This window comes from Acidovorax sp. LjRoot204, assembly GCF_056175785.1.
In genome coordinates this window covers 32,759-45,659 of the sequence record NZ_JBGFFF010000005.1, presented here as the reverse complement: position 1 = coordinate 45,659, position 12,901 = coordinate 32,759, and the positions used below count along the sequence as shown (strand labels likewise).

Here is a 12,901-nt window from a genome sequence, read left to right as displayed (position 1 = left end):
TGTCTCCGAATGGGAATGGATACGGCTCCAAGCAGTGTCCCGAAGCGCCAAAACAATGGGAATCGCCCAATCTGCTGCATATTGCTGGACTGTTTGCCGGTATGGCATCACAAATTGCCACTTTGTTCAAAACCCCCAGAGCACCTTCTGGCAGCGCCAGCGCGCTATCCTCGGCGGCATCCTCCGTCCAGCACCATGACGCAACCCCAAGTCCTCATCAGCGAAGTCGGCCCGCGCGATGGCCTGCAGTCCGTCAAAGCCACCATGCCCACGGCCGACAAGCTGCGCTGGATCGACGCCCTGGTGGCGGCCGGCCTGCGCGAGATCGAAGTCGGTTCCTTCGTGCCCGCCCGCCTGCTGCCCCAGATGGCCGATGTGGCCGAAGTGGTGCAGCACGCGCTCACCCACCCCGGCATCACCGTGATGGCCCTGGCCCCCAACCTGCGCGGCGCCGAGGCGGCGCTGGCAGCAGGAGTGCACAAGGTCACCCTGCCGGTATCGGCCAGTGCCGCCCATTCGCTGGCCAATGTGCGCAAGACGCGCGAGGCCATGGTCGAGGAGGTGCGCGCCGTGGCACAGCTGCGTAACGCGCAGGCGCCCGGCGTGCTGGTGGAGGTGGGGTTGTCCACCGCCTTTGGCTGCACGCTGCAGGGCTTGGTGCCCGAGGACGATGTGATCTGGCTCGCAGGCTTGTGCGCCGAGGCCGGTGCCGACGAGGTGGGCCTGTCGGACACCACCGGCATGGCCAACCCGGCGCAGGTGCGCCGCCTGTTCACGCGCCTGCGCGCCGAGCTGGGTGCCAAGGCCGGTGCGGCCCACATGCACAACACCCGCGGCCTGGGCCTGGCCAACTGCCTGGCGGCCTACGACGTGGGGGTGCGCACCTTTGATGCGTCGCTGGGCGGCCTGGGCGGCTGCCCCTATGCGCCGGGCGCGTCGGGCAACGTGGTGACCGAAGACCTGGTGTTCATGTTCGAAGCCATGGGCATTGCCACGGGGGTGGACCTGGAGCGCCTGATGGCCGCCCGCGTGCCGCTGCAGGCGGGGCTGCCGGGCGAGCCGGTCTACGGCATGACGCCGGAAGTGGGGCTGCCCAAGGGGTGGGTCCAGCGTTAGGCGCCTCTGCCCCCAAAGAAAAAGGCGACCAAGGTCGCCTTTTTCTTTGGGGGTCACCCCCGTATCAGCTCAGCGAGGTGATCAGGTCCACATACTGCTGCTTGGCCTCGTCGGCACCCGTGCCCTTGAGCTTTTCCCAGGCGTCCCACTTGGCACGGCCCACCATGTCGGAGAAGCTGGGCTTCTTCTCGGTGTTGTCGCCGGCGGTGGCTTGCTTGTACAGCGCGTAGATCTTGAGCAGCGTGGCGTTGTCGGGACGCTCGCTCAGGTTCTTGGAATTGGCCACGGCGGCTTCGAAGGTGGCATTGAGGTCGGCCATGTCGGTGTGCTCCTTGGGATGTGTGGGGGGAGGGAAAGAACGGTGTCGGCAAGGGTTTGCTGCGTTGTATCTTACGGGCTGAGCACGGCCCGGGGCCGCTCAATCCATAGAGGCAAGCCCCCAAAAATCAAACAATAGGTGTACATCTGATGGTGACCCGCATTCCTGCCCCCCGCAAAGCCGCCCCCGGCCTCAGCACGAGCCCCCTGCGCACCATGCGCGACCAGGCGCCTGAGGTGGCACGCAAGGCCGCCCAGGCCCTGCCCCCCGCAGCCCGCAAGGCCGCCACCGTGGTGCAGAAGAACGTGCGCCGCGCGGCCACCGGCATGCTGGGCCTGTCGGGCGAACGCATGAGCAAGGTCGATACCGCCTGGCTGCGCATGGATTCGCACAGCAACCTGATGATGATCAACGGCGTGTGGACCCTGTCACCCGGCATCACCGGGGAGGCCTTGTGCGAACGCGTGCAGCAGCGCCTGCTGCAGTACCCGCGCTTTCGCCAGCGGGTGGTGGAAGATGCCGCAGGCGCCACCTGGGTGGAGGACCGCAACTTCGACATCGCCGCGCATGTGCTGCGCGAGAAGCTGCCACACATAAAGGGCCACAGCATGCAGCGCGCCCTGCAAGACCGCGTGGGCGAGCTCGCCATGCAGCCGCTCGATACACGCCGCCCGCTGTGGCAAATGCACCTGATCGAAGACTTTGTGGGTGATGACGGCGCGAAGGGCAGCGCGCTCATCGTACGCATCCACCACTGCATTGCCGACGGCATTGCACTCATCTCGGTGACCATGTCGCTGGTCGATGGCGGCTCGGAACCCCCCAAGCGCAAGGCGCGGGCAGACAAGGAAGCCGCCACCGCCGAGGACTGGATCGCCGACGCACTCATCAAGCCCTTCACCGGCCTCACCGTCAAGGCCCTGGACCTGGCGGGCGACAGCGCCGCCAAGTCGTTGCAGATGCTGGGCGACCCGGAAAAGGCCATGCACCACGGGCTGACCGGCACCATGGACATGGCCCGCGTGGCCTACCAACTCGTCAGCGACGCGGCGGCATTGGCGCTGATGCCAGACGACTCGCCCACGCGCCTGAAGGGCCAGCCCGGCAGCGCCAAGCGCGTGGCCTGGTGCCCGCCGATTCCGCTCGAAGAGGTCAAGGCCATCGGCAAGGCGCTCAACTGCTCCATCAACGATGTGCTGCTGTCGTGTGTGGCGGGCGCCATCGGCGGCTACCTGCGCAGCCAGGGCGACGACCCCACGGGCCAGGAGATCCGCGCGATGATCCCGGTGAATCTGCGCCCCATGGAAGAGGCCTGGAAGCTGGGCAACCGCTTTGGCCTGGTGCCGCTGGTGCTGCCGATTGGCGTGGCCAACCCCGTCGAGCGCGTGTACGAAGTGCGCAAGCGCATGAACGCGCTCAAGGGCAGCACCCAGCCCATCCTGGCGTTTGCCATGCTCGCCGTGGCAGGCCTGATGATCAAGCCCGCGCAGGACGCACTGCTCAACCTGTTTGGCCGCAAGACCACGGCGGTGATGACCAACGTGCCCGGCCCCAAGGAGCAGCTCACGCTGTGCGGCGCACGCGTCACGCAGTGCATGTTCTGGGTACCGCAGTCGGGTGACATCGGCCTGGGGGTCTCCATCCTCAGCTACGGCGGCGGCGTGCAGTTTGGCGTGATCACCGACACCACCCTGTGCCCCGAGCCGCAGCAGATCATTGATGCCTTTGCGCCCGAGTTCGACCAGCTGTCGCTGCTCACGCTGATGCTGCCGTGGGGCGACTGAACGCATCTGCGTTGCCAGAGCCACCACCCTGCGTGCGTCTCGGGTGGGTGGTGGCCTTGCTGCTGTCTGCGGGCGGGGCACACGCGGCCGTGGAGGAAGAAAGCACCCAGCGGCCCTACGTGGTGCGCGCCCAGCCCGGAGAGACACTGCGCGAGGCCCTGCATGCTGCAACCCCCATTTCGGTGGGTGGACAGCGCTTTCATGGCTACACCCGCTGGAACGTGCGCTGGACCTTCCGCTGGTGGCGCGAAGCCTCGGGCCGCTGTGCGATCACCGAAGTCAACACCCGGCTGCGCACCGAAGTGCAGCTGCCCGACCTGCAGGCCGCCAGCCCGTCGCAGCAGGCGGTTTTTGACCGCTATTTGCAGGCGCTGTCCCACCACGAGCAAGGCCATGTGCAGATCGGGCGCGACGCAGCGCAGGCCATTGACCAGGCCATCCGCCAGATGCCCGCAGCGCCCGACTGCGCCACGCTGGAGCGCGAAGCCAACGCCTTGGGCCACCGGCTGCTGCAGGACCACGTGGCGCGCGAGAAGCAGTACGACCAGCGCACCCGCCACGGTGCCACACAAGGCGCACGGCTGGACTGACCATGCGGGCGGCCGCCAGAAACGTTCCCATCTTTCCTATCGACCGACAGGCTCATCCCTTGCGCTGAGGAGGCGCCGCCACCAGCGCATCCGTCAGACGGGACACTGTGGTCACCACCGCGGCCACGGGTTCGCCCATCTGCGCACGCACGATGGCGCCCTCCACCACCAGGGTGAGCGCCTGCGCGTCCTCCTCACGGTGGGAAGGCGCTGGCAACAAGGCCGCCAGCAACGCCGTCATGTCGCGCTTGTGGCGCTGCGCAATCTCCAGCACCTCGGGCACGGTGTCTCCCAGCTCGCTCACGCTGTTGATGAACGCACAGCCCCGAAAGTGCTTGCTGCCCAACCATTCCGCCAGCGCGGGCGCCAATGCCCGCGTGCGATCCGCCCCTGAGGGCAGCGCGTGCGCATGGCGCTGCAGCGCGTCGGCGAACCAGCCCATCCAGCCCGCGTGCCGGTACTCCAGATACGCACAGATGAGCGCGTTCTTGCTCGGGAAATGCCGGTAGAAGGTCACCTTGGTCACGCCAGACTCCGCAATCACCCGGTCGATGCCCGTGGCGCGGATGCCATCCCGGTAGAACAGCGCGTGCGCCGTGTGCAGCAGGCGGTCTCGGGCGGGCAGGTCTTGCCAACCGGGAGGGAGCGGATCAAAGGTCATTCGCTCATTGTAGACAAGTCTGTCTACATGGCTTTATGATGGCACGTAGACAGACCTGTCTACATCAACCCTTCACCGTCGAGGTTCCCATGGAAACACGCCCGCCTTTGCCGCCCTTTACCCAACACACCGCCGTCCAGAAAGTGCGCCTGGCCGAAGACGGCTGGAACTCGCGCGACCCTGCCCGCGTGGCCCTGGCCTACACAGAGGACACGCGCTGGCGCAACCGCGCCGAGTTCCCCGTGGGCCGCGAGGCCGCCCGGCAGCTGCTGGAGCGCAAGTGGGCACGCGAACTGGACTACCGCCTCATCAAGGAGCTGTGGGCGTTCAGCGGCCACCGCATCGCCGTGCGGTTTGCCTACGAATGGCATGACGACGCAGGCCAGTGGTACCGCAGCTATGGCAACGAGAACTGGGAGTTCAACGACGCAGGCCTGATGGCCGTGCGCCACGCGAGCATCAACGACCGCCCCATTCAGGCCGCAGACCGGCTGTTCTTCTGGCCGCTGGGGCGCCGGCCGGACGACCATCCGGGGCTGAGCGACCTGGGCCTTTAAGAATCGGCTGCCAGCCAGGGGAACGGCAAGCGCTCAGGCCTGCGGTGCCACCTGCGCCACCGCCAGTTCCCACAAGGACTCGGCCACTGGCGACATCTCGGCGCGCTGGCGGTACAGGCGGATCTGCACCGGCACGTTCCAGTCGGCGCCCCCGGCGGCCACCAGCGTGCCGGCGCGCAACTCGTCGGCAATCAGGCTTTCGGGCAGCCAGGCCACGCCCCGCCCTTCCTGGGCCAGGGTCTTGAGCAACACCGCGTGGTGCGCGGTGAACACCACCGCCACCGGGCCGTCAGCACCGTCAGCGAACACCCCGCGCATGCGGGCCCGCATGATGCGGCCCAGGCCCGACGCCTCGCTGTAGGCCAGCACGGGCACCGGGGCCTGCTGGCCGAGCGCGTGCAGCGGCTGGCCTGCTGCGCCGCCGGGCTGCGGCGCACTGACTGGCAGCAGCCGGTCGTCCGCCAGGCGGCACATGGGGTACTGCGCCTCGTCCAGGCGCCCCGGCACCTCGGCGTGGCCATGGCACAGCACAAACTGCACACGCCGCTGGAGCATCAGGTCTTCGCAGGCCTGCGAGCTGTCGGACATGGTCTGGATGGGCCCCAGCCGCAGGCGTGCCTCCATGCCCACCAGCCAGCGCGGAAAGAACGTGAGCGAGAGCACGTGCGTGGCCGCAAAGCGCAGGCTGGCAGCCGCCAGGTCGTGTGCAGCACGGGCCTTGATGCGGGCAGCCTCCAGATTGGCCAGGATGGTTTCGAGCAGCGGCAGAAAGCGCTGGCCTGCCGCCGTGAGCGCCGCGGGATGGGCACTGCGGTCGAACAGCTCCACGCCCACCCAGTCTTCCAGGGCGCGGATATGGCGGCTGAAGGCGGGCTGGGCAATGGCGCGGGCCTCCGCCGCGCGCGAGAAATTGCCCGTCTCGGCCAGGGCGAGGAAATCCTCCAGCCATTCCAGGTCCAGGGGTCGGTTGCCGGGTCCCATGTGTCTCCGCGATGGATCGGTAGATAGTTGTATGCGATTCGAGTATTGGACCGCTGCAGCATGGCGCGGAATGATCCACCCCGTTGTTCACCAGCTTTTCCAACGGAGACAAGAAAGCATGCCTGCCATCTCGAATTATCGCGGGATCATCCCCGCCATCTCGTGCCCCTTCACCCCCGACCACCGCATCGACGAGCCCGCGCTGCGCAAGCTCGCCGCCTGGCTGGCGGGCCACGAGGGCGTGGTGGCCGTCATGACCAACGGCCACACCGGCGAGGTGTTCTCCCTCACACCGGCTGAACGCGCCGAGGTCACCCGCATCGTGGCCGACGAACTCAAGGGGCGCATGCCTGTCATTTCGTCCATCGTCTGCGAAGGCCTGGCCGACGCGGCCGACCATGCCCGCGCTGCCGTCGAGGCTGGTGCCGTGGCGCTGGACGTGATGCCCCCGCACCACTGGCTGCGCTTTGGCTTCACGCCCGGCCATGCACTGCAGTACTTCGAGGCCATCCACAAGGCGGCGCCCAACGCCGATCTGGTTTGCCACGTCTACCCGGCCTGGACGCGTGCCTCGTACTCGTCGCAGCTGCTGGCCGACCTGGCCCGGCTGCCCTACCTGCAGGCCTTCAAGGTGGGCCAGCGCGACATGAACAAGTACGCCCGCGACATCCAGGCGATCCGCGAGGCCGACGCGTCCAAGGCCATCCTGACCTGCCACGACGAGTACCTGCTGGCCTCGATGGTGCAGGGCGTGGACGGCGCGCTGGTGGGTTTTGCGACCTTCATCCCCCAGCTCATCATCGATCTGTGGAATGCGGTGAAGGCCGGCGACTTGAAGAAAGCCATGGCGGTGCAGGCTGTCATCACGCCCCTGAAAGACGCGGTGTACGGCGGCGGCGAGCCCACTGGCGAGGCCCACGCCCGCATGAAGGGTGGCATGTACCTGGCAGGCGTGATCGACGACGCCACCGTGCGCCCACCGACCGAGGCGCCCAACGCCAAGGAAGTCGAAGCGCTGCGCGCTGCGGTGAAGCAGGCCGGCCTGCTCAAGCGCTGAGCGGTCCCTGCAAGGCTCGGGGGATTTTGAGTCCCCCGCGCCTCATTGCACACAAGAAAACCGACAAGGAGACAAGACACCATGCAACGCCACCTTTTCATCCGCGCCGCCCTGGGTGTAGCCACGCTCGCGATGGCGGCCAGCAGCTTTGCGCAGGCTTACCCCGCCAAGCCCATCCGGATGGTCATCCCCTTTCCGCCAGGCGGCACGCTCGACACCGTGGGCCGCATGCTCGCGCAAAAGCTGGGCGACCAGATGGGCCAGAACTTCATCGTCGAGAACAAGGCGGGCGGCAACGGCGTGATTGGCGGCGACGTGGTGGCCAAGGCCCCGGCCGACGGCTACACGCTGCTGTTCAACGCATCCACCTTCACCACGGCGCCCATGACCATGAAGTCCGTTCCCTACGGCGTGGTCAAGGACTTCACGCCTGTGGCGCTGGTGGCCAAGGCCCCGCTGTCGGTGGCCATCAACAAGAACCTGCCGGTCACCGACATCAAGTCGCTGATGGCCTACGCCAAAGCCAACCCCGGCAAGATGACCTTCGCCGTGGGCTCCATCGGGTCGGCCGGGCACCTCTCGACCGAACTGCTCAAGCGCGCAGGCAACCTCGACTACCTGATCGTGCCCTACAAGGGCACGGCGCCTGCGTTCCAGGACCTGATCGGCGGGCAGATCGACGGGTTCATCGACCCCATCCTGGGGTCTCTGCAGTACCACAAGAGCGGCATGCTGCGCGTGGTGGCCGTCACCTCCGCCCAGCGCGCAGCGAGCTTGCCCGACGTGCCCACGGTGGGCGAGACGATTCCGGGCTACGAGTTCTACAGCTGGTATGGCCTGTGGGGACCGGCCAAGCTGCCGGCGGACATCACCCAGCGGCTGAACACCGAGGTGAACAAGGCCCTGGCCGAGATGACGCCCAAACTCAAGGAGCAAGGGCTGCTGACCACACCGGGCAGCGTGGAGGATTTTGCGAAGTTCCAGCGCAGCGACATGGAGCGCTCGCAGAAGATCGTCACCGAAGGGAACATCCGTGTCGAGTAATGCCCACCACGCCATCGTCACTGGCAGCAGCAGCGGCATAGGCCGCAGCATCGCCGAGTCGCTGCTGGCCGGCGGCTGGCGCGTGACGGGCCTGGATGTGGCCCAGGCGACGGTCGTTCACCCCTCGTTCACCCATACACCGGTCAACCTGGCCGATGGCGCAGACATCGCCCGCGTGGCCGCTGCACTGCCCGACGTGGACGCACTGGTCCATGCGGCCGGCGTGCTGCGCGTGGGGCCGCTGGGCCAACTCGACCATGCGGGCGGCGAGCTGATGTGGCGCCTGCATGTGGATGCCGCCACCCGGCTGGCCGATGCCATCGTGCCCGGCATGGCCCAGCGCGGCCAGGGGCGCGTGGTGTTCATTGGCAGCCGCGTGGCGCAGGGCATGGCCGGGCGCGGTCAGTACGCCGCGACCAAGGCCGCGCTGATTGCACTGGCGCGCAGCTGGGCCGCCGAGGTGGCCGCGCAGGGCGTGACGGTGAATGTCGTCTCGCCCGCAGCCACCGCCACCGGCATGCTGAACGACCCCGCCCGCCAGGGCAGTGCACCGCGCCTGCCGCCCATCGGCCGCCTGATCGAGCCTGCCGAGATTGCCGCACTGGTGGGCTTTCTTCTGTCTGAATCTGCCGCCGCCATCACGGGGCAGGACATCGCGATCTGCGGGGGCTCTTCGCTCGCCCGCTGATCTTTCCTTTTGATCCCGCACCTTTCCCTCTTTGCCAACGAACGCGACCACCATGAAGATCGTCAACATCCTCGAATCGACCCGTCCCATCAAGTCGGACATCCGCAATGCCTACATCGACTTCTCGAAGATGACGCTGAGCCTCGTGGCCGTGGTCACCGACGTGATCCGCGATGGCAAGCCGGTGATCGGCTACGGCTTCAACTCCAACGGCCGCTACGGCCAGGGCGCGCTGATGCGCGACCGATTCATCCCCCGCGTGCTGGAGGCTGAGCCGGCCAGCCTGCTGGACGAGACGGGCGAGAACCTGGACCCGCACAAGGTCTGGGCCCGCATGATGATCAACGAAAAACCCGGCGGCCACGGCGAGCGCTCGGTGGCCGTGGGCACCATCGACATGGCCGTGTGGGACGCCACGGCCAAGATTGCGGGCAAGCCGCTGTTCCAGTTGCTGGCCGAGCGCTACGGCAACGGCACGCCCAACCCGCGCGTGTTTGTCTACGCCGCCGGGGGCTACTACTACCCCGGCAAAGGCTTGGACGGCCTCAAGAAGGAAATGGAAAGCTACCTGGAGCGCGGCTACTCGGTGGTCAAGATGAAGATCGGCGGGGCCACGCTGGCCGAAGACTGCGAGCGCATCGAGTCAGTGCTCAAGATCCTGGGCCCGGGCCAGCAACTGGCAGTGGACGCCAACGGCCGCTTCGACCTGAAGACCGCCATCGACTACGGCAAGGCCCTGTCGCAGTACCCGCTGTTCTGGTACGAAGAAGCCGGCGACCCGCTGGACTACGAGCTGCAGGCGAAGCTGGGCGAGGTTTACAAGGGCCCCATGGCCACGGGCGAGAACCTGTTCTCGATGCAGGACGCGCGCAACCTGATCCGCCACGGCGGCATGCACAAGGACCGCGACTGGCTGCAGTTTGACTGCGCGCTGAGCTACGGCCTGGTGGAGTACCTGCGCACGCTCGACATGCTCAAGGAATACGGCTGGTCTCCCAGCCGCTGCATTCCACACGGGGGCCACCAGATGTCGCTGGCGATCGCGGCAGGCCTGGGCCTGGGCGGCAACGAGAGCTACCCTGATCTGTTCCAGCCCTACGGTGGCTTCCCCGATGGCGTGAAGGTCGAGAACGGCTACGTCACGCTGCCGCCGCTGCCGGGCATCGGCTTCGAAGGCAAGTCGGACCTGATCGCAGAGATGCGCGCGCTGGCATCCTGACGACTGGACACAAAAAAAAGGCACGCCCAGGGGCGTGCCTTTTTGCATCCAGCACCGCGTTCAGGTCGCAGAGCAGGTAAAGCTCTCGGCCTTGGCCGGATCGCCCGTGCCGTTGTAGCGCGGGAACTTGGGGTACTCGCACACCGGGCGCTGCGCCACGGGGGTGCTGGTGCCGGGGGCGAACTTCGTGGCGACCAGCTTGTCAGGCGCCGCGCCCTTTTCCACCCAGGCGTCCATGGCGGCGAGCAGGTCGATGGAGCGCGGCTCGGTGCCCGCGCCGTCCAGGTCATGCCCGTTGGAGGGCGAGGTGACCATGCGCGCAAAGCCCTGCACCTTGCTGGCGCCCAGGCGCTGCTTGACCGTGTCGAAGTAGTCTGCCGTGCGGTACAGCGACACGCAGGTGTCGCCCAGGCCGTACCAGATCAGCAGCTTGCCGCCGTTGTCGGCAAAGGCGGAGATGTCGGGGTCCGTGCCATCGATCATCTCGGCCAGCCGCGCGTACTGCGCCTGGTACTGCGTGGGGTCGTGGCTCAGGATGTTGGCGTTGGGGTTGCCCTCCACCAGGCGCGCGGCTTCCGTCACAGCCATGTGGTTGAACGAATCGGGCGCGTCAAAGCTGGTGCCGAACATGTACGACTGCCAGTCCGACGTGGACGCCCCGCCCCGGCCATAGCGCGGGTAGCCCACGGCACCGCGCGACAGGGTCACGGGTGTCTTGTGGTCGCTGTAGATGAGGCGGATGGATTCGATCTGGCCGGCCGTGAGGCAGCTGTCGTTGTCCGCACCCTGGCACAGCAGCTCGGTAGGCACGTAGTTGCACGCCTCGATGTTGCCGATGATGCCGTCCTTCAGGCCATCGAGGCCATCACACGCCGCCACCTCGGCCTTGGCATACAGCGCGATCTTGGCGGGGCTCATCCAGTTGTCGCGGCTCTTGAAGATGTGACGCAGCACCGTGGGCCCCAGGTTGACCTGGTGCGCCTGCTGGCTGATGGCGGGCTCCATGGCCACCACGCCGTCGTAGTCCTTGGGGTACTTCTGAGTGGAGATGAGCCCCGACCGACCGCCGTTGGAATGGCCCATGTGGTAGCGCCGCACGGGGCGCTTGCCATAGAACTCGGTGGCGATCATGGTACCCACCTCCAGCACGAAATGGTTGGCGTCGAACGCGTGGTTGCGCAGCGCCACGTCGCTCTTGCCCCAGGCAAAGCCGCGGATCTGGTGGCCGGAGTCGGAGCTGATCTTCACGTACGGGTTGGCCGACGGGCCCACCAGCTGCTGGTACCACGGGTCGTCGGTGGGGATGAAGCCGTCAAAGCCGCCACCACCAATGGTCAGCGTCTTGCCGTTCCACTGGGCCAGCGTGGGCAGCTCCACCGCCCAGTTGATGGTGGACTCGGGCGACGAGACGATCTGCCCACGCACGATGCACACGTCGGGCAACGTACCCTCGGCCTTGCGCAGCTCGGTACGGGTGACCTTGGCGCCATGGGGCAAGGCGGTGGATGCGTAGGCGGCGCAGGCCTCAGCCAGGGGCTTGCTGGCCAGCGGGGGATTGGCGTCGCTGCCGCCGCCGCAGGCGGTCAGGGCCAGGGCTGCCACGGCACCCAGGGTGCAGGCAGTGGTCCATCGCCCTGCGCGTGCCAGGGGGTGAGGGTGGCGTCGGGGCGCCACGGCGAAGGGGTGGGGGTTCGGGAACATGCAAGGGTCTCCTGTTATGGCGGTTCTTCAGGAGCCCAGCGCGGCGGCGGCATGACCGGCACCAGCGACTGGACTCCGGTGCGGACGATAGGAAAAGGCGGCGCGGTTGCAGCCTCTGCAAATGCAGAGGGAGCGGGAAACTACCGAGCCCTGCAAACTCGCGTGTGGCGCCCCGCCGCCGATCGCTACTGGTGGCGCAGCGCGGCCACCAGCTCCAGCTTGTTGCTCACGCCCAGCGCGGCATAGGCCGTGCGCAGGTAGGTGCGCACCGTGGCGGGCGTGAGGCCCAGCGTGGCCGCAATGTCCTTGTGCGAGCGGCCCTGGGCGTACAGCATGGCGGCACTCAACTCGCGCGGTGCCAGGGCTTGCTTGTGCTGGCGCGACGCCAGGCTCACGGCCACCAGTGGCCCGCAGGGCTCCAAGCGCAGGCGGCAGGCCTTGCCCACCGACAGGGTGCAGGGCGCGCCCGCCAGCGCCTGCGCCACCACCGGCGGCAGGTGGGTGCCGTGCCAGCCGGGGCTGGCCTCGCCCAACGCCCGACTGATGCGCAGCCCGGCAAACAGCAGTTCGCCCGACGGCCGGGCCAGGGCAAAGCTGTCCCAGGGGCGGCCGGGCGTGTCGCTTTGCAGGCGCTGCAGACGGTGGTGCCATTGCTGCAGCAGGTGCAGAACGAATTCGCCGAACAGCACGGTCTCTCCGTCCGAGAATTCCGGCCGCGTTGGCGGGCGGTAGATGGAGACAAAAAACATGAGCCCGCTGTGGGGCAACTCGGCCGTGAGGGCCATGCAGTGGTACAGGCCGTGGCGCTGGCTGAAGGCGGCCACCTCCGGGTGCTCGGGTAACGGGCCCACCACGTCACGCTCACGGATCACCACCCCCAGCTGCTGCATGGACTGCAGCCCAAACAGGTCCACCGCCGCCAGCGCATTCCACTCCTGCGCAAAGCTGCGGCTCAGGCCAATGCTGCCGTGCAGCCAGTTGCGGGGTGCCACCTGCACATCGCCCGCCGAGACCTCGCCCCACCAGGCGGAATCAAAAGGCACCAGCCCCTGCAAGGTCAGCATGGCCTGGTGCAGCAAGTCCTGCGGGGCCACCTGCTGGGCTTGCTCCGACAGCCGGAGCAGGCTGCGGCTCAGCGCGCGCAGAGGGTCAGAGGCCATGGTGTCTCCTGGTTTTTGGGGCGA

The 12,901-nt window shown here is 67.5% G+C and carries 13 protein-coding genes; 8 read left to right on the top strand and 5 right to left on the bottom strand.

Going from position 1 to position 12,901, the window contains the following annotated elements; genetic code table 11:
- Window positions 1-195 precede the first annotated feature (195 nt).
- Window positions 196-1,116 (top strand): hydroxymethylglutaryl-CoA lyase, encoded by a 921-nt coding sequence (locus AC04MI_RS02070; RefSeq protein ID WP_146870151.1) that lies wholly within the window; start codon window positions 196-198, stop codon window positions 1,114-1,116.
- Between the two features lie 64 nt (window positions 1,117-1,180).
- On the opposite strand, the gene AC04MI_RS02065 is transcribed toward AC04MI_RS02070, so the two are convergent.
- Window positions 1,181-1,435 (bottom strand): acyl-CoA-binding protein, encoded by a 255-nt coding sequence (locus tag AC04MI_RS02065; RefSeq protein ID WP_055397012.1) that lies wholly within the window; start codon window positions 1,433-1,435, stop codon window positions 1,181-1,183.
- Between the two features lie 149 nt (window positions 1,436-1,584).
- On the opposite strand from AC04MI_RS02065, the gene AC04MI_RS02060 reads away from it, so the two are divergent.
- Together AC04MI_RS02060 and AC04MI_RS02055 are read left to right on the top strand one after the other, a co-directional pair.
- A complete protein-coding gene (locus AC04MI_RS02060) occupies window positions 1,585-3,219 on the top strand; it encodes a wax ester/triacylglycerol synthase family O-acyltransferase (protein WP_436078261.1) in 1,635 nt (544 codons plus the stop codon).
- Window positions 3,220-3,251: 32 nt separating this feature from the next.
- Window positions 3,252-3,809: a DUF922 domain-containing Zn-dependent protease gene (locus tag AC04MI_RS02055; protein WP_436078260.1), complete on the top strand. Its 558-nt coding sequence runs from the start codon at window positions 3,252-3,254 to the stop codon at window positions 3,807-3,809.
- Between the two features lie 52 nt (window positions 3,810-3,861).
- Here the strand turns inward: AC04MI_RS02055 and AC04MI_RS02050 are convergent, their stop codons facing one another.
- Complete coding sequence (locus AC04MI_RS02050) at window positions 3,862-4,470, bottom strand: TetR/AcrR family transcriptional regulator (RefSeq protein WP_476496958.1); 609 nt, start codon at window positions 4,468-4,470, stop codon at window positions 3,862-3,864.
- An 89-nt stretch (window positions 4,471-4,559) separates the two neighbouring features.
- Here AC04MI_RS02050 and AC04MI_RS02045 point away from each other — a divergent pair, with 89 nt between their 5' ends.
- Window positions 4,560-5,027, top strand: a complete 468-nt coding sequence (locus tag AC04MI_RS02045) for a nuclear transport factor 2 family protein (protein ID WP_056059789.1) — start codon at window positions 4,560-4,562, stop codon at window positions 5,025-5,027.
- A gap of 33 nt (window positions 5,028-5,060) precedes the next feature.
- On the opposite strand, the gene AC04MI_RS02040 is transcribed toward AC04MI_RS02045, so the two are convergent.
- The gene (locus AC04MI_RS02040) at window positions 5,061-6,008 is read right to left on the bottom strand and encodes a LysR family transcriptional regulator (RefSeq protein ID WP_056059791.1); all 948 of its coding nucleotides are present in this window, start codon (window positions 6,006-6,008) and stop codon (window positions 5,061-5,063) included.
- A gap of 118 nt (window positions 6,009-6,126) precedes the next feature.
- Between AC04MI_RS02040 and AC04MI_RS02035 the strand changes: the two genes are divergently transcribed.
- The 4 genes from AC04MI_RS02035 (at window position 6,127) to AC04MI_RS02020 (ending at window position 10,016) form a co-directional block, all read left to right on the top strand.
- Window positions 6,127-7,065 carry a dihydrodipicolinate synthase family protein gene (locus AC04MI_RS02035; RefSeq protein WP_056745719.1) on the top strand — a complete coding sequence of 313 codons (939 nt, stop codon included), beginning with the start codon at window positions 6,127-6,129 and terminating at the stop codon, window positions 7,063-7,065.
- Window positions 7,066-7,146: 81 nt separating this feature from the next.
- On the top strand, window positions 7,147-8,109 hold the full coding sequence (locus AC04MI_RS02030) for a Bug family tripartite tricarboxylate transporter substrate binding protein (RefSeq protein ID WP_395457789.1): 963 nt from the start codon (window positions 7,147-7,149) through the stop codon (window positions 8,107-8,109).
- Complete coding sequence (locus AC04MI_RS02025) at window positions 8,099-8,797, top strand: SDR family NAD(P)-dependent oxidoreductase (RefSeq protein ID WP_436078258.1); 699 nt, start codon at window positions 8,099-8,101, stop codon at window positions 8,795-8,797. The genes AC04MI_RS02030 and AC04MI_RS02025 overlap by 11 nt, the downstream gene beginning before the upstream one ends.
- A gap of 52 nt (window positions 8,798-8,849) precedes the next feature.
- Entirely contained in the window at window positions 8,850-10,016 is a 1,167-nt protein-coding gene (locus tag AC04MI_RS02020; protein WP_436078257.1) for a mandelate racemase/muconate lactonizing enzyme family protein, read from the top strand.
- A gap of 60 nt (window positions 10,017-10,076) precedes the next feature.
- Here AC04MI_RS02020 and AC04MI_RS02015 read toward each other — a convergent pair whose 3' ends face one another.
- Together AC04MI_RS02015 and AC04MI_RS02010 are read right to left on the bottom strand one after the other, a co-directional pair.
- Window positions 10,077-11,717: a tannase/feruloyl esterase family alpha/beta hydrolase gene (locus AC04MI_RS02015; RefSeq protein ID WP_436078256.1), complete on the bottom strand. Its 1,641-nt coding sequence runs from the start codon at window positions 11,715-11,717 to the stop codon at window positions 10,077-10,079.
- A 185-nt stretch (window positions 11,718-11,902) separates the two neighbouring features.
- The gene (locus tag AC04MI_RS02010) at window positions 11,903-12,877 is read right to left on the bottom strand and encodes a helix-turn-helix transcriptional regulator (protein ID WP_436078255.1); all 975 of its coding nucleotides are present in this window, start codon (window positions 12,875-12,877) and stop codon (window positions 11,903-11,905) included.
- Window positions 12,878-12,901: the final 24 nt, after the last annotated feature.